15 protein-coding genes are annotated in these 15,704 nt (G+C 74.0%); 11 read left to right on the top strand and 4 right to left on the bottom strand.

Annotated elements, in window-relative coordinates:
* Positions 1-103: 103 nt before the first annotated feature.
* From ACFYVJ_RS23245 to ACFYVJ_RS23225, 5 genes are all read left to right on the top strand, one after another.
* Entirely contained in the window at positions 104-685 is a 582-nt protein-coding gene (locus ACFYVJ_RS23245; protein ID WP_388894497.1) for a phosphoesterase, read from the top strand.
* Positions 682-2,247 carry an alkaline phosphatase D family protein gene (locus ACFYVJ_RS23240; RefSeq protein WP_388894494.1) on the top strand — a complete coding sequence of 522 codons (1,566 nt, stop codon included), beginning with the start codon at positions 682-684 and terminating at the stop codon, positions 2,245-2,247. The genes ACFYVJ_RS23245 and ACFYVJ_RS23240 overlap by 4 nt, the downstream gene beginning before the upstream one ends.
* Positions 2,248-2,624: 377 nt before the next feature.
* A complete protein-coding gene (locus ACFYVJ_RS23235) occupies positions 2,625-2,996 on the top strand; it encodes a cell division protein SepF (RefSeq protein ID WP_388894491.1) in 372 nt (123 codons plus the stop codon).
* A gap of 151 nt (positions 2,997-3,147) precedes the next feature.
* Complete coding sequence (locus tag ACFYVJ_RS23230) at positions 3,148-4,431, top strand: AAA family ATPase (RefSeq protein WP_388894488.1); 1,284 nt, start codon at positions 3,148-3,150, stop codon at positions 4,429-4,431.
* A gap of 162 nt (positions 4,432-4,593) precedes the next feature.
* Positions 4,594-5,388, top strand: a complete 795-nt coding sequence (locus ACFYVJ_RS23225; protein ID WP_388894485.1) for an SDR family oxidoreductase — start codon at positions 4,594-4,596, stop codon at positions 5,386-5,388.
* Between the two features lie 16 nt (positions 5,389-5,404).
* Here the strand turns inward: ACFYVJ_RS23225 and ACFYVJ_RS23220 are convergent, their stop codons facing one another.
* Positions 5,405-6,010 (bottom strand): TetR/AcrR family transcriptional regulator, encoded by a 606-nt coding sequence (locus ACFYVJ_RS23220; protein ID WP_388894482.1) that lies wholly within the window; start codon positions 6,008-6,010, stop codon positions 5,405-5,407.
* Between the two features lie 115 nt (positions 6,011-6,125).
* On the opposite strand from ACFYVJ_RS23220, the gene ACFYVJ_RS23215 reads away from it, so the two are divergent.
* Entirely contained in the window at positions 6,126-6,518 is a 393-nt protein-coding gene (locus ACFYVJ_RS23215; protein ID WP_388894479.1) for an ester cyclase, read from the top strand.
* Positions 6,519-6,586: 68 nt separating this feature from the next.
* Here ACFYVJ_RS23215 and ACFYVJ_RS23210 read toward each other — a convergent pair whose 3' ends face one another.
* Together ACFYVJ_RS23210 and ACFYVJ_RS23205 are read right to left on the bottom strand one after the other, a co-directional pair.
* Positions 6,587-6,808, bottom strand: coding sequence for a hypothetical protein (locus ACFYVJ_RS23210; protein ID WP_388894476.1), 222 nt, complete (start codon positions 6,806-6,808; stop codon positions 6,587-6,589).
* Complete coding sequence (locus ACFYVJ_RS23205) at positions 6,771-7,535, bottom strand: TetR/AcrR family transcriptional regulator (RefSeq protein WP_388894693.1); 765 nt, start codon at positions 7,533-7,535, stop codon at positions 6,771-6,773. The genes ACFYVJ_RS23210 and ACFYVJ_RS23205 overlap by 38 nt, the downstream gene beginning before the upstream one ends.
* A 91-nt stretch (positions 7,536-7,626) precedes the next feature.
* Here ACFYVJ_RS23205 and ACFYVJ_RS23200 point away from each other — a divergent pair, with 91 nt between their 5' ends.
* The 5 genes from ACFYVJ_RS23200 (at position 7,627) to ACFYVJ_RS23180 (ending at position 14,712) form a co-directional block, all read left to right on the top strand.
* Complete coding sequence (locus tag ACFYVJ_RS23200) at positions 7,627-7,974, top strand: nucleotide pyrophosphohydrolase (protein WP_388894473.1); 348 nt, start codon at positions 7,627-7,629, stop codon at positions 7,972-7,974.
* Positions 7,971-8,909 (top strand): homocysteine S-methyltransferase, encoded by a 939-nt coding sequence (gene mmuM, locus ACFYVJ_RS23195; RefSeq protein ID WP_388894470.1) that lies wholly within the window; start codon positions 7,971-7,973, stop codon positions 8,907-8,909. Before ACFYVJ_RS23200 ends, mmuM begins: the two co-directional genes overlap by 4 nt.
* A 262-nt stretch (positions 8,910-9,171) precedes the next feature.
* Positions 9,172-10,704, top strand: coding sequence for a 3' terminal RNA ribose 2'-O-methyltransferase Hen1 (locus ACFYVJ_RS23190; RefSeq protein WP_388894467.1), 1,533 nt, complete (start codon positions 9,172-9,174; stop codon positions 10,702-10,704).
* Positions 10,701-13,367, top strand: a complete 2,667-nt coding sequence (locus ACFYVJ_RS23185) for a polynucleotide kinase-phosphatase (protein ID WP_388894464.1) — start codon at positions 10,701-10,703, stop codon at positions 13,365-13,367. The genes ACFYVJ_RS23190 and ACFYVJ_RS23185 overlap by 4 nt, the downstream gene beginning before the upstream one ends.
* Positions 13,368-13,470: 103 nt before the next feature.
* On the top strand, positions 13,471-14,712 hold the full coding sequence (locus tag ACFYVJ_RS23180) for an arginine deiminase (protein ID WP_101420867.1): 1,242 nt from the start codon (positions 13,471-13,473) through the stop codon (positions 14,710-14,712).
* A gap of 118 nt (positions 14,713-14,830) precedes the next feature.
* Here ACFYVJ_RS23180 and ACFYVJ_RS23175 read toward each other — a convergent pair whose 3' ends face one another.
* Positions 14,831-15,583 carry an SDR family NAD(P)-dependent oxidoreductase gene (locus ACFYVJ_RS23175; RefSeq protein WP_388894460.1) on the bottom strand — a complete coding sequence of 251 codons (753 nt, stop codon included), beginning with the start codon at positions 15,581-15,583 and terminating at the stop codon, positions 14,831-14,833.
* Between the last annotated feature and the right edge of the window lie 121 nt (positions 15,584-15,704).

Below are 15,704 nucleotides of genomic sequence, written 5' to 3'. Positions count from 1 at the left end.
CGGCACCATTCGCCGCACGTCCCCCGCAGGTTCACCCACCGCTGCTGTGATACCTGCGCCCCACACCCCCAGCACCCCCACCCCGACCACCAGGGAGGCAGGCGTGAACCTCGTCGTCAACGGCGACGCAGAAACCGGACCCGGAGGCACCGCCGACCCCGTCACCACCGTCCACGGCTGGCGCCTCACCCAAGGCGCCCCCGCCCTCGTCCCCTACGACCTCGGCGGCGGCTACCCCACCCCCGGCGACCCCGGCCCCACCACCCGCGGCACCCGCTTCTTCACCGGCGGCAACAGCCCCCGCACCACACTCCTCCAGGACATCGACCTCCCCCGCAAAGGCGCCACCGGACACCAAGCCATCGACGCAGGACGCGTCCACTACACCCTCACCGCCTGGCTCGGCGGCTACGCCGACCAACAGGACGGCGCCCGGCTCTCCGTCGAACTCCGCGACCCCCAGGGCACCCCCCTCGCCCTCAGCGTCCTCGGCCCCGTCACCGCAGAAGAACGCGCCGGCCGCACCGCCCTCCTCGAACGCACCGCCACCGCCCCCGTACCCCCCGGCACCCGCACCGCCCGCCTCCTGCTCACCCTCACCCGCGCCGGCGGCACCGCCAACGACGGCTACGCCGACGCCCTCACCCTCACCCTCACCGCCACCCGCCGAGGAGGCCGCCCGTGACCCTCGACCGCCGCACCCTCCTCAAAACCGCGGCCGCCGCCGGCACCCTCGGCGCCGCCTGGCCCCTCACCGCAGGACTCAGCCCCGCCCAGGCCCGCGCCGCCGCCGAAACACTCGGCGCCCGATACGACACCGCACCCTTCACCCTCGGCGTCGCCTCCGGCGACCCCCAACCCGACTCCGTCCTCCTCTGGACCCGCCTCGCCCCCGAACCCCTCGCCGCCGAACAAGACCTCCCCGACATCGTCGACGTCCGCTGGACACTCGCAGAAGACCCCGAACTGCGCCGCGCCGTCGCCACCGGCACCGCACCCGCCTCCGCCACCCTCGGCCACAGCGTCCACATCCCCGTCACCGGCCTCACCCCCGGCCGCACCTACCACTACGCCTTCAGCGCCCTCGGCCGCACCAGCCGCACCGGCCGCACCCGCACCGCCCCCGCCGGCACCGTCGGCCGCGTCCGCTTCGCCGCCGCCAACTGCCAGGCGTTCCACGACGGCTACTACGCCGCCCACCGCGGCATCGCCGCCGAGAACGTCGACTTCGTCATCCACCTCGGCGACTACATCTACGAACACGGCCAAGTCGGCGGCATACCCGAAGACCACGTCCGCGACCACGACGGACCCGAAATCCTCACCCTCGCCGACTACCGCAAACGCCACGCCCTCTACAAAGGCGACCCCGCACTCCGCGCCGCCCACGCCGCCCACCCCTGGTTCCTCACCTGGGACGACCACGAAGTCGTCAACGACTACAGCGGCAGCGGCGGCAGCGCCCCCTTCGTACGCCGCCGCGCCGCCGCCTACCAGGCGTGGTACGAACACATGCCGCACCGCGACTCCTTCGGCGACTCCGCCCTCCCCGACCCCGAGATCCACCGCACCCGCACCTGGGGCGGACTCGTCCAGCTCGCCATCCTCGACCTGCGCTCCCACCGCTCCGCGCAGAACCTCCCCGACGGCACCATCCTCGGCACGGAACAGAAGAACTGGCTCAAGCACCACATCGACAACGCCCCCGACACCTGGCACGTCTGGGCCAACTCGATCATGCTCAGCCAGCTCCGCGGCGCACCCGGCGGCCCGTACATGTTCACCGACCAGTGGGACGGCTTCCTCGCCGAACGCAAGGAAGTCCTCCAGCACGTCCATGCCGCAGGACTCGAAGACCTCGTCGTCGTCACCGGCGACTGGCACTCCGCCTTCGTCGACGACATCCGCACCGACTACGACAACCCCGAATCACCCCTGATCGGCACCGAGTTCACCGCCCACTCCGTCACCTCCGGCGCCTACTCACCGGACTGGAACCAGGCCAACGGACCCGTCATGGGCGCCGCCAACCCGCACCTCAAGTACTTCGAAGGCAACCGCTACGGCTACGACGTCTACGACGTCACCCCCGAACGCTTCAGCGCCCACATGCGCGTCATCGGCGACCGCCGCGACCCGGACTCGCCCGTCACCACGCTCACCACCTTCCACGTCGACCGCGGCAGGACCGGCAGCTACGAGGACCAGGCGACGAAGAACTCCCCGGCCCAGTACCGCCGCGACTGACGCGCACCACCGCCGCCACCGACGCGCACCACCGCCGCCACCGACGCGCACCACCGCCGCCACCGACGCGCGGCACGCCGCCCGGCGCCCCCAGGGCGCCGAGCCGGTCGGCACCCGGCCGCACCACGCACGCCGTCGGCCGCACGGCGCACGGACCCGGCCGGGTTGCCGCCTGGGGATCCCGCCCGATCGTCCGCCGCGCCCAACACCCAAGTCAATCCTCGGATTTGCTTAAGCCGGACCGAGCGGAACCTTGGGGTCGCCCCGGACGTAAAAACCCGGATTCCCGTGTGTCCCTGCGCGGTCACCTGTTCGGCCCATCGATAGAATCGCCCGATGGCCGCACCGGGAGCACGCGGAACTGCAGAGGAGGCACGTTGACCGGACATGACGTCACCGACGAGCAGTGGCAGGGGCTCGCCGAAGTCGTCCCCCTGCGCGGCAACGAATGGCCCTCCTGGACCGGGCACCAAGCCCTCGACGACCCCGAAGCCGACGCCGACCAGCGGCAGTTCGTCGTCATCCGCTGCCAGGTCTTCGCCGACGCCAGGCGCGTCGCCGAATACCTGATAGCGCAAGTCCCCGTCCTGCTCGACCTCACCGGCGCCGAGATCGACGTGGCCAAACGCATCCTCGACTTCGCCAGCGGCGTCACCTTCGGCATCCAGAGCAGCATGCACCGCGTCGACCGCAACGTCTTCCTCCTCGCCCCCCTCGGCACGGAAGTCGAACCGGTCGCCGGCCACTGACCGGGGCGCCCGCCCGGCCACCGCCGGCACAGCGCCCTTACCGCGCCCGAACGGGCGAGCCCCCACGGATCCGCGAGGGCTCGCCCGTTCGGGCGAAGGTGCCGCTGCCGGAACGGTTCCGCTCACGGCCCGCTCAATAGCGTCCGGGAACATGACCTCCCCCACCGGGCACCCTCCCCGCGCCCCCCGAGACCTCCTGCACGACCCGCCCCCGGACACCACCCTGCGCACCGCCCACACCGGCCGCCACCCCCACACCGACCGCGCCGTCCTCCGCGAACTCCGCGTCTCCGCCTTCAAATCGCACCGCGGCACCCGGCTCGGCCTCGGCCCCGTCACCCTGCTCACCGGCGGCAGCGGCAGCGGCAAGACCGCGGCCCTGGAAGCCTGCGGCGTCCTGGCCAGACTCGGCGCGGGCGCCACCCTGGAAGAGGCGTTCGCCCCGGTGTCCGGAGGCGCCGCCGCCTGCGTACCGCAGCGGGCCAAACCCGATGCCGCCGGCCGCCGCGGCGTCCGCCTCGGCTGCACCGTCCGCGGCCCCCTCGGCGACATCCGGCTCGACGTCGCCGTCCAGGCGGAACCCGAACTCCGCATCGTCGGCGAACGCCTCACCGGCGCCGGACACACCCTGCTCGCCACCGCACTCCGCGACCCCCGCCGCGACCGCGTCCAAGCCTCCTGGCACACCGCAGGACCCGCCCCCGTCACCCGCGCCCCGCTCCCCGACGACCGGCTCGGCACCGCCCTCTTACCGCTCCGCATCGGCGGCCGCACCGACGGCGAACAACTCGTGCTCGCCGCCGCCGAACAAGCCGTCCTCGCCCTCCGCTCCGTCTACCCCTGCGACCCGCACCCCGCCCTGATGCGCGCCGCCACGGCCGTACCGATCGGCGGCGAGCAACTCACCCCCGACAGCCGCAACCTCCCCGCCGTCCTGCGCCGCGTACGCGACGAGTGCGGCCTGCGGCACGCCGCCCTCGTGGACGCCGTGCGCGGCGGCTGCGCGGGCCCGGTCCACGACCTGACGACGGAGGAGTACGGGGACGGGCTGGTCCGCGCCGTCCTGCTGCGCGAACCGGGCCGGCGCAGCACCCCGGTCGAGACCCTGGGCGACGGCGAGTTGCGCTACCTCGCGCTGGCGCTGGTCCTGCTCACCGGCCCCGGGGTGCTGGCGGTCGACCCGGCCTCGGAGGTGCTGCCGGCCCGCCAGGTCCTGACGGTCATGGCGGACGGGCTCGACCGGAGCCTGGACGCACGGCAGGCGCGGGAACTCGTGGCGCTGTCCGGGCGGATGGGCGCGCGCGGCCACATCCGGGTGCTGGGCTCGGTCGGCGACCCGTCGCTGGCGGAGGCGGAGTGCGCCACGGCGGTGCCGCTGCCGCAGCGGCGGGAGCAGCCGGGGCAGGGGCGGGAGGGCCCGAAGGCAGAGGGATGACGGAGGAATGACGGCGGACGGCTGACGGATGTCAGATGACGGAATCTGTCAGTCGTCAGGTCGTGGGAAAAGGCGTTGCGGGGCGGGCGGGGGTGTGCCCGATCATGGGGAGCCGCCGATTCCGGTGAGGCGCCCCCACGAACGCAGCGAAACGGAGTGCACATGCCCCTCCAGGGCCGGACCGCACTGGTCACCGGCGTGAGCCGCGAGCAGGGAATCGGCTTCGCCATCGCCCGCCGGCTGCTGGCCGACGGCACGCGCGTCTTCGCGCACGGCTGGACGCCGCACGACGACGAGATGCCCTGGGGCGCCGACCGCGGCGGCACCGCGGCCGTCACCGCCGCCCTCGGCGGCGAGGGCGACCGGCTCGCCTACGCCCACGCCGACCTCGCGGAAGCCGACGCCCCCGCCGCGCTGCTGGCCGCGGCGGGGGAGCGGTACGGGATGGTCGACACGCTCGTCGTCAACCACGCCCGCAGCTCCACGTACGACCTCGACGGGCTGACGGCCGCCGAACTGGACCTGTGCTGGGCGGTGAACGTCCGGGCCACGCTGCTGCTGGTGCAGGCGTACGCGGCGCAGTACGACGCGGCGGCGGGGAAGGAGCGGGGCGGCGGCCGGGTCGTGCTCTTCACCTCCGGCCAGCATCTGGCACCGATGAGCCAGGAGATCCCGTACGCCGCGACGAAGGGAGCGCTCCAGCAGTTGACGCTGACGCTCTCGGACGCCCTCGTCGACCGCGGCATCACCGTGAACTGCGTCAACCCCGGCCCCACGGACACCGGTTGGGCGACGGACGAACTGGCCGCCGAGGTCGGCCGGGCGCTACCCCGCGGCACGTGGAACACGCCGGACGAGGCGGCGGCGGTGGTGGCGCTGCTCCTGGGCGACGACGCGGCGACGATCACGGGCAACACGGTCAACGCGGAGTCGGGCTTCCGGCGCTGGGTGTACTGAAGGCTTCGTCCGCCCGCTACCGCGGCCACCGTTCCATTGCCATGTCGGCGATGTCCTGGAGTTCGTCGTGGCCGAGGCCGCCGGCGGCCTGGACGGCGATGCCGAACGTCACGGTCATGACATACCGGGCGAGTCGTCGGGGGTCGGCGTCGCGCGGAAGGTCGCCCTCGTCGACGGCCCGCTGGAAGCGCTCCTCAAGGCGCAGGCCCGAGTCGTTCCGCCACTCGACCAGCATGTCGTGCGCGGGGCGGCCCGCCTCGCTCGACGCCAGCGCGCCCTGCACGCCCAGGCAGCCCGCGGGGCCTCCGGGACGCGTGGTGGTCCTGACTGCTCCGCGGAGAATCGCCTCGGCCACGCCGCGCGCGGTCGGCTCCGCCAGGGCGCGCGTCCCGTAGTCGGCCGGGCCCTCGGTGTAGCGCTCCAGGGCTTTGCGGAACAGTTCCCTCTTGTCCCCGAAGGCCGCGTACAGGCTTGGCTTCGTGATGCCCAGGGCCGTGGTCAGAGCGGTGAGGCTGACCCCCTCGTAGCCCCGTTCCCAGAAGAGGAGCATGGCGCGCTCAAGCGCCTCGTCGATGTCGAACTCCCGAGGCCGACCCATGACGGCGCGGCGCGAACCAGCCATGCGTGCAGCGTACTCCCGGGCGGGCGCGCATTTCTGTACCGGGTGGAATAGAAGTTGCGTGCTCCCGGTTCCTATCCACGACGGCCCCGGGGGTCGGGGCGGCAGAGAGGTCAGCATGTCCGAGAAGGAAGTACGCGAAGTCTTCGAGCGTTACATCCAGGCGCTCAACGCCCATGAGTTCGACCGGATGACCGAGTTCATCCATGACGAGCTCACCGAGAACGGCCGGCCGGTCACGCGGGACGACGTCATCGCGGAGCTGAAGGGGCACGGCGACGCGGTGCCGGACTTCACCTGGCGGGTGAAGGACGTAGCCATCGACGGTGACCGCGTCGCGGCCCGCCTGTTCAACAAGGGCACGCCCGCGAAGGAGTGGTTCGGCGTCGCCCCGACCGGCGAAACGATCGAGTACGCCGAGTACGCCTTCCACAAGGTCCGTGACGGACGCTTCTACGAGATGAACTACCTGATCGACGCCCAGGCCGTACAGCGGCAACTCGGGATCTGACGGTCACGGCCGTGCGGGACGGCGGCCGGCGCCGCCGTCCCGCACCGTGCCCGCGGCGCCGTCCTCCCTCACGTCGAGACGTCGACCTCCGCGTCGAACTTGAGCGTGGGCGGCTGTCCCTGGCCGATGCCCCGGTACGTCACCTTGCCGGTGGGCGTGAATCCGCGCGCCCACGCCTCGTCGATGACGAGTTGCCGCTCCTTCGGGAACGGCTCGCCGCGCCTGACGCGTTCGTCGAAGCGCCGGGCGCGGTCACGGTCGGCGTCGAGTTCGACGCGCAGCAGCGTCATGGGTCACCGCTCCCAGGATCGTGTGGACGCCGGCGGCGAAGAGTTCTTCGTCGGGCCACCGGTCGTCGAGGTGGCCGTGCTCGTTGAGCGTCGGGTACAGGTCGGTGCGGGCGGCCAGGTGGGCTTGCGCCTCGGCGCGAACGGCCGGGTCCTGTCCGCGCTGCCAGGTGGCTTCCACCAGGGCTGCGCCGATCGCGTAGTTCGCGAGCAGGTGAGTGGCCAGGGCGAGGGTGCGGCCGGTCAGGCCGCCGCGGACGAGTGCGGACTGGAGGGACTCGGTGCGCGCGAGGACGTTCGGGCCCAGCATCGGCCTGCCCACGAGGGCGGGCGACCACGGGTGCCGCAGCATCGCCGCGTGCCAGCCCACCACCAGGCGTTCGACGTCCAGGGTCCACTCCGGGCCGGGTTCCGGGATGCGTACCTGTGCGAAGACGTGGTCGAAGGCCAGATCCAGGACGTCCTCCCTGGACGTCACATGCCAGTACAGCGCGGTTGCGCTGACCTGGAGGCGCTGGGCGAGCCCGCGCATGGTCAGCCGGTCGGGGCCGCCCTCGTCCAGCAGCGCCACGGCGGCCCCGGCGATGCGCGCCTGCGACAGCGGGGAGGCCCGGCTGGGACCTTCGGGCCATTTCCGCAGCCAGACGCCCCGGCCCGTAGCGGTGCTGCGCCCGCCCCCGTGTGCGGAACCGTCGGACTCCACGCGAACCCCCAGGCCGATCCGGAACATCGTCAATCTGACTGTACGTCGTTAAGTTAACGCCCGGCAAGAGGCCACCGGCGGGCGGCTTCGCCGTCGGTCCGGGTGGTAGACAGGGCGCATGAGCGACGACGTGCAGGCACTGCAGAAGCGGCTCGCGGCGTTCGCCGCGGCGCGGGACTGGGAGCAGTACCACACCCCGAAGAACCTCGCCGCCGCGCTGAGCGTGGAGGCCGCGGAGCTGGTGGAGATCTTCCAGTGGCTGACGCCCGAGGAGTCCGCGCGGATCATGGCGGACCCGGAGGCGGCGCACCGGGTGACGGACGAGGTCGCGGACGTGCTGTCGTACCTGCTGCAGTTCTGCTCGGCGGTGGGGGTGGACCCGCTGGCGGCGCTGGCGGCGAAGATCGAGCGCAACGAGAATCGGTTCCCGGCGCCGCAGGATCGGGAGCCGGGGGAGGGGCGTTGAGGCCCGTCTCGTCGTTCCCGGAGGCGGTCGGGCGGGCCGCGGCCGGCGGCCCGCCGCTGGTGCTCGACGGGGGCCTGTCGAACCAGCTCGAAGCGCAGGGCTGCGACCTTCGCGACGCGCTGTGGTCGGCCCGGGTGCTCGCCGAGGACCCGGCGCAGATCGAGGCCGCGCACGCCGCGTACGTACGGGCCGGGGCGGACGTGCTGCTGACGGCGAGCTACCAGGCGACGTTCGAGGGCTTCGCGCGCCGCGGTGTCGGGCGGGCGGAGGCGGCCCGGCTGCTGACGGGCAGCGTGGCGCTGGCCCGGCGGGTGGCGGACGCGGCGCCGCGGCCGGTGTGGGTGGCGGCGTCCGCGGGCCCGTACGGGGCGATGCTGGCGGACGGCTCGGAGTACCACGGCCGGTACGGGGACGGGGTGGGTGTCGCGGAGTTGGAGCGCTTCCACCGGCCCCGGCTGGAGGTGCTGGCGGCGGCTGAGCCGGACGTGCTGGCGTTGGAGACGGTCCCGGGCGTGACGGAGGCGACGGCGCTGCTGCGGGCGGCGGCGGGCCTCGGCGTGCCGGTGTGGCTGACGTACACGGTGGCGGGCGGGGCGACCCGGGCGGGCGAGCCGCTGGCGGACGCCTTCGCGGTCGTCGCGGACGACGAGGGGGTGGCGGCGGTGGGCGTCAACTGCTGCGCGCCGGGGGACGTCGCGTACGCGGTGGAGACGGCGGCGCGCGTCACGGGCAAGCCGGTGCTGGCGTACCCCAACAGCGGCGAGACCTGGAACGCCGAAACCCGCGCCTGGCGCGGCCCCGGCTCCTTCGACGCCCCGGCCGCGGCGAGTTGGCGCCGGGCGGGGGCCGCCGCCCTGGGCGGCTGCTGCCGGGTGGGCCCGCGGGCGATCGCCACCCTGGCGGCGGAACTGCACGGGAGCGGCACGGCCCGGTGAGCACCGCACGCGCGGTGAGCACCGCTCTCGCACGTGAGCACCGCTCTGCGCCGTGAGCGCCCGACGCCTCGGAGAGCACCGCTCTCGCCCGAGAGCGACGACCCGCGCCGAGAGCACCGCTCCCCGCCGAGAGCACCGCTTCCCGACGTGAACAGCACGCCGCACCCAGAGCACCGCTCTCGGACGCGAGCACCGCTCCCGCGCCCCTGCCCCGCCGAAACCCGATGGCCCCCGTCCCACCCCGCGCGAAATACTCGTCCACGTGTTCCTGACCATCACCGCGACCGGCACCGACGCCGCGCCCGCCACCGACCTCGGCTTCCTCCTGCACAAGCACCCCGGCAAGGCGCAGGAGTTCGCCACCTCGCGCGGCACGGCCCACGTCTTCTACCCCGAGGCGACCCCCGCCCGCTGCACCGCCGCGCTGCTCCTCGAAGTGGACCCCGTCGGCCTCGTGCGCGCCGCGAAGGGCAAAGGCAGGGGCGGCAAGGGCAAGAGCCCCGACTCCGCCCTCGCGCAGTACGTCAACGACCGGCCCTACGCCGCGTCCTCCCTCCTCGCCGTCGCGCTCAGCCGCGTCTTCCGCACCGCCATGACCGGCACCAGCCGCACCCACCCCGAGCGCGCCGCCCGGCCCCTCCCCTTGCGCGTCGAGGTCCCCGCCGTCCCCGCCCGCGGCGGCCCCGGGCTCGTCACCCGGCTCTTCGCGCCCATGGGCTGGCAGGTCACCGCCGACGCCGTGCCGCTGGACCCCGAGTTCCCCGAGTGGGGCGACTCGCGGTACGTCTCCCTGGTCCTCGACGGCGAGGTGCGGCTCGCCGACGCCCTGCGCCACCTGTACGTCCTGCTGCCGGTGCTCGACGACGCCAAGCACTACGGCGTCGCGCCCGACGAGGTCGACAAGCTGCTGCGCGCCGGTGAGGGCTGGCTGGAGGACCACCCCGAGCAGCGCCTCATCACCGGCCGGTACCTCTCCCGCCGCTGGTCGCTCGCCCGCGAGGCGCTGGAGCGGCTGGAGCTGGCCCGCCTCGCCGAGTCCGACGACGCCGAGCCGGAGGAGCTGGACAACGCCGTCGACGAGGCGACCGACACCGAGGAGAAGCCGGTGCCGCTCGCGGTGCAGCGCCGCGCCGCCATCGCCGAGGCGCTGCGCGCCGCCGGCGCGGCCCGGGTGCTCGACCTCGGCTGCGGCCAGGGCCAGTTGGTGAAGGAGCTGCTGAACGACCCGCGGTTCACCGAGATCGTCGGCGTCGACGTGTCCGTACGCGCCCTCGCCGCCGCCTCCCGCCGGCTGCGGCTGGAGCGCATGGGCGAGCGGCAGGCCGCGCGCGTGTCGCTGCTGCAGAGCGCGCTCACGTACACCGACCGCAGGCTCGCGGGCTACGACGCCGCCGTGCTGAGCGAGGTCGTCGAGCACGTCGACCCGCCGCGGCTGCCCGCCCTGGAGTACGCCGTCTTCGGCTCCGCGCGCCCCGGAACGGTGGTCGTGACGACGCCCAACTCCGAGTACAACGTGCGCTGGGAGTCCCTGCCCGCAGGCCACGTCCGGCACGCGGACCACCGCTTCGAGTGGACCCGGGCGGAGTTCCGCGCCTGGGCCGAGCCGGTGGCGGCGCGGTTCGGCTACGCGGTGGCGTACGAGGGGGTGGGCCCTGACGACCCGGAGGTCGGCCCGCCGACCCAGCTCGCGGTCTTCACCAGGACCGCCACCAGCCCCAGCGCCGGCACCGGAACGACCACCGGCACCACGACCGCAACGGCCGGCCCCGCCCACACCCCGAAGGAGGCGTCATGAGCGACACCACCCCGGCACCCGGCACCGCCCCCCGCCGCCTCGGCGTCCCCGACCTCTCCCTCGTCGTCCTCATCGGCACCACGGGATCGGGCAAGTCCACCTTCGCCCGCCGCCACTTCAAGCCCACCGAGGTGCTCTCCTCCGATTTCTGCCGCGGCCTCGTCGCCGACGACGAGAACGACCAGTCCGCCTCCGGCGACGCCTTCGAGGTCCTGCACTACATCGCCGGCAAGCGCCTCGCCGCGGGCCGGCTCACGGTCGTCGACGCCACCAGCGTCCAGCCCGAGGCCCGCCGCCGGCTCGTCCGGCTCGCCCGCGAGCACGACGTGCTGCCCGTCGCGGTCGTCCTCGACGTCCCCGAGAGCGTCTGCCGCGAGCGCAACGCCGCCCGCCCCGACCGCGCCGGCATGGGCGCCCACGTCATCCCGCGGCAGCGCCGCGAGCTGCGCCGCGGCCTGCGCGGGCTGCAGCGCGAGGGCTTCCGCGCCGTGCACCACCTGCGCGGCACCGACGAGATCGACGCCGCCCGGGTCGTGCTGGAGCGGCGCTACAACGATCTGGCGCACCTCACGGGCCCGTTCGACCTCATCGGCGACGTGCACGGCTGCGCGAGCGAGCTGGAGACGCTGCTGACGAGCCTCGGGTACGAGGACGGGGTGCACCCAGCGGGCCGCACGGCGGTCTTCGTCGGCGACCTCGTCGACCGCGGTCCCGACAGCCCCGGTGTGCTGCGCCGCGTCATGGGCATGGTCGCCGCGGGCAGCGCGCTGTGCGTGCCGGGCAACCACGAGAACAAGCTGGGCCGCCTCCTGCACGGCCGCAACGTCAAGCTGACGCACGGCCTCGCCGAGACCGTCGAGCAGTTGGAGCGCGCGGAGGCGGCGGAGCCCGGGTTCCGGGACCGGGTGCGGACGTTCGTCGACGGGCTCGTCAGCCACTACGTCCTCGACGGCGGCCGGCTCGTCGTCAGCCACGCCGGCCTGCCGGAGAAGTACCACGGCCGGACCTCCGGACGGGTGCGCTCCTTCGCGCTGTACGGGGACACGACGGGCGAGACGGACGAGTACGGGCTGCCGGTGCGCTACCCGTGGGCCGAGGAGTACCGCGGCCGCGCCGCCGTCGTCTACGGCCACACCCCGACGCCGGAGGCGTCGTGGCTCAACAACACCCTCTGCCTCGACACCGGCTGCGTCTTCGGCGGCAAGCTGACCGCGCTGCGCTGGCCGGAGCGCGAGCTGGTCGACGTCCCGGCCGAGCGCGTCTGGTACGAGCCGGTCAGGCCCCTCGCCGCCGGCGCCGCCGGTACGGACGCCGCACAGGCGGGTACGGCCGGCGACCGCCCGCTGGACCTCGCCGACGTGCACGGCCGCCGCGTCGTGGAGACCGCCCAGCACGGCCGCGTCGCCGTACGGGAGGAGAACGCGGCGGCGGCCCTGGAGGTCATGAGCCGCTTCGCGGTCGACCCGCGGCTGCTGCTCTACCTGCCGCCGACGATGGCGCCGACCGCCACCTCCGCCGAGGAGGGGCATCTGGAGCACCCGGCGGAGGCGTTCGCGGCGTACCGCGCGGACGGCGTGGCTCAGGTGGTATGCGAGGAGAAGCACATGGGCTCGCGCGCCGTGGCGCTGGTGTGCCGGGACGCGGGCGTGGCGGAGAAGCGCTTCGGCCTGCCGCAGGGCTCGGGCGTGACGGGCGCGCTGCACACCCGCACGGGCCGCCCGTTCTTCTCCGACGCCGAGCGCACCGAGCAGGTGCTCGCCCGCGTCCGCGACGCGGCGACGGGCGCCGGGCTGTGGGAGGAGCTGGGTACGGACTGGCTGCTGCTCGACGCCGAGCTGCTGCCGTGGTCGCTGAAGGCCGGCGGGCTGCTGCGGCAGCAGTACGCCGCGGTGGGCGCGGCGTCGCGGGCGGTGTTCCCGGGTGCGCTGGCGGCGCTGGAGGCGACGCGGACGCGCCTGGCGGCCACCGCGCCCGCGGCCCCGCCGGCCGCGGGCACCGACCCCGGCGCCGCCGAGGACCCCGACCCCGGCGCCGCCCTCGCCGCGCTCCTCGGCCGCCAGCGCGAGCGGGCCGCCGACGCCGAGTCGTTCTCGGCCGCGTACCGCCGCTACTGCTGGCCGGTCGACGGCCTCGACGGCGTGCGGCTGGCCCCGTTCCAGCTCCTCGCCGCCGAGGGCCGGAACCTGGCCGGCGAGCCGCACGACGCGCAGCTCGCCCGGCTCGACCGGCTGGTGGCGCAGGACGCCACCGGCCTGCTCCAGCGCACCGGGCGGCTGTACGTCGACACCGGCGACGAGGAGTCGGTCGCCGCGGGGGTGGCCTGGTGGCAGGAGATGACGGCGGCCGGCGGCGAGGGCATGGTCGTCAAGCCGCTCCGGGCGCTCGTGCGGAGCGGGGAGGGCCGGCTCGTACAGCCGGGCGTCAAGTGCCGCGGCCGGGAGTACCTGCGGATCATCTACGGCCCGGAGTACACCCGGCCGGAGAACCTGACCCGGCTGCGCAGCCGCTACCTGGGGCACAAGCGCTCCCTGGCGCTGCGCGAGTACGCGCTGGGGCTCGAGGCGCTGGACCGGCTGGCGGCGGGGGAGCCGCTGTGGCGGGTGCACGAGGCGGTGTTCGCGGTGCTGGCGCTGGAGTCGGAGCCGGTGGACCCGCGGCTGTGAAGACGGGCGGGCCCGCGACCACCACCGCGGGCCCGCCTCGCCCCGCTGCCGTCACTGATCCCGAACCGCTGCCCCGCGTCGCCCCGCGTGGCAGTCTGATCCCATGCCAGCGCCCTCATTCCGCGTCGACTCCGAGGCCGGTCGCCTGAGCCGCGTGATACTCCACCGGCCGGACATGGAGCTGAAGCGGCTCACGCCCCGCAACAAGGACGCCCTCCTCTTCGACGACGTGCTCTGGGTCCGCCGGGCCCGCGAGGAGCACGACGGCTTCGCCGACGTGCTGCGCGACCGCGGCGTGCAGGTGCACCTCTTCGGCGACCTGCTCGCCGAGACCCTGGACCTCCCCGAGGCGCGGGCGCTGGTACTCGACCGCGTCTTCGACGAGAAGGAGTACGGGCCGCTCGCCACCGAGAAGCTCCGCTCCACCTTCGAGTCCATGGACTCCGCGGCGCTCGTGGAGGCGCTGGTCGGCGGGATGACGAAGCGGGAGTACCTGGAGGGGTTCGCCGAGCCGGCGTCGGTGCGCTTCCACGTGATGGACCCGGACGACTTCCTCCTCGGCCCGCTGCCGAACCACCTGTTCACCCGGGACACGTCCTGCTGGGTCTACGACGGGGTGTCGATCAACGCGATGCGCTGGCCGGCGCGGCAGCGCGAGACGGTCCACTTCGAGGCGATCTACAAGCACCATCCGCTGTTCGCGGGGCCGCAGTCGGGCGAGTTCCACGTCTGGTCCGGCGGCCAGGAGGACTACCCGTCGACCATCGAGGGCGGCGACGTGCTGGTCATCGGCAACGGCGCCGTGCTCATCGGGATGAGCGAGCGCACCACGCCGCAGGCGGTGGAGCTGCTGGCGCGCGGGCTGTTCGCGGCGGGCTCCGCGCGGACGATCGTCGCGCTCGACATGCCGAAGGCGCGGGCGTTCATGCACCTCGACACGGTGATGACGATGATCGACGGCGACACGTTCACGCAGTACGCGGGCCTGGGCATGCTGCGCTCGTACACGATCGAGCCCGGCTCGGGCAGCGACGACCTGAAGGTCACCGACCATCCGCCGGAGCACATGCACAACGCCATCGCCGCCGCGCTGGGCCTGGACGGGATCCGGGTGCTGACGGCGACGCAGGACGTGCACGCCGCGGAGCGGGAGCAGTGGGACGACGGCTGCAACGTGCTGGCGGTGGAGCCGGGCGTGGTGGTGGCGTACGAGCGGAACTCGACCACGAACACGTTCCTGCGCAAGCAGGGCATCGAGGTGATCGAGATCCGCGGCAGCGAACTGGGCCGGGGCCGGGGCGGCCCGCGGTGCATGAGCTGCCCCGTCGAGCGCGACCCGGTCTAGCCCGGGGGCCCGGCCCGGGCCGGGGTGCGTCCCGGCCCGGGCCGGGACGGGCCCGGACGGCGGCGGCGTGGCACCCGGGACCGGGACGCTCCGGATGCCGTCCGCCGTGCGGTGCCGCTCAGATCTGGTTCGTGCCCCCGTCGACGTAGAGGTTCGCGCCGACGACGTAGCTGCTCTGCTCCGAGGCCAGGAAGGCCACGACCGCGGCGGCCTCGTCGGGCCGGCCCATGCGTCCCTTGGCCACGGTCGCGGCGACGTTCTCCTTGACGGCCCGGGCGGTCTCCTCGTCGCCGAAGGCGGCGGTGCCCCCGGGGGTCTCGATCCATGCGGGCGAGACCGCGTTGACCCGGATGCCGCGGCCCTTGAGCTCGTTGGACCACGTCCGCGCGAAGGACCGGACGGCCGCCTTCGACGCGGCGTACGCGCCGAACGCCTCCACTCCGCGGTCGCCGGCGGTCGAGCCGACCAGGACGACCGAGGCGCCGTCGTTGAGCAGCGGCAGCGCCTTCTGCACGGTGAACAGCGTGCCCCGGACGTTGACCCCGAAGGTCTGGTCGAAGTGCTCCTCGGTGGTCTGCTCCAGCGTCACGAACGTGCCGATCGCCGCGTTCGCCACGAGCACGTCCAGACCCTCGCCCCTGGCCCGTACCGCGTCGTAGAGCCGGTCCAGGTCGGCCATCGTGCCGATGTCGCCGGCCACCGCCGTGGCCCGGTCCGTTCCGACGGTCTTGACCGCGGCCTCCAGCTCGGCCTCGCGCCGCCCGGTGACGAACACGTACGCGCCCTCGTCCGCCAGCCGTACGGCGGTGGCCAGACCGATACCGGTGCTGCCACCGGTGACCACCGCGGTCCTGCCTTCGAGCTGTCCCATGTGGATGTCTCCATCACTGTGTCGTTGCCGATCCTTCCGGGTTCGAGAGTGCCGGAGCGGCGGAGGGCGATCCATAATGTAGAGTCCGCACTTCTTTACGCATCGTCCAGGGAGGTGGCGC

The sequence above is a fragment of the Streptomyces sp. NPDC004134 genome, from assembly GCF_042874195.1.
Lineage (GTDB): Bacteria > Actinomycetota > Actinomycetes > Streptomycetales > Streptomycetaceae > Streptomyces.
This window is presented reverse-complemented; position numbering and strand designations above follow the sequence as displayed.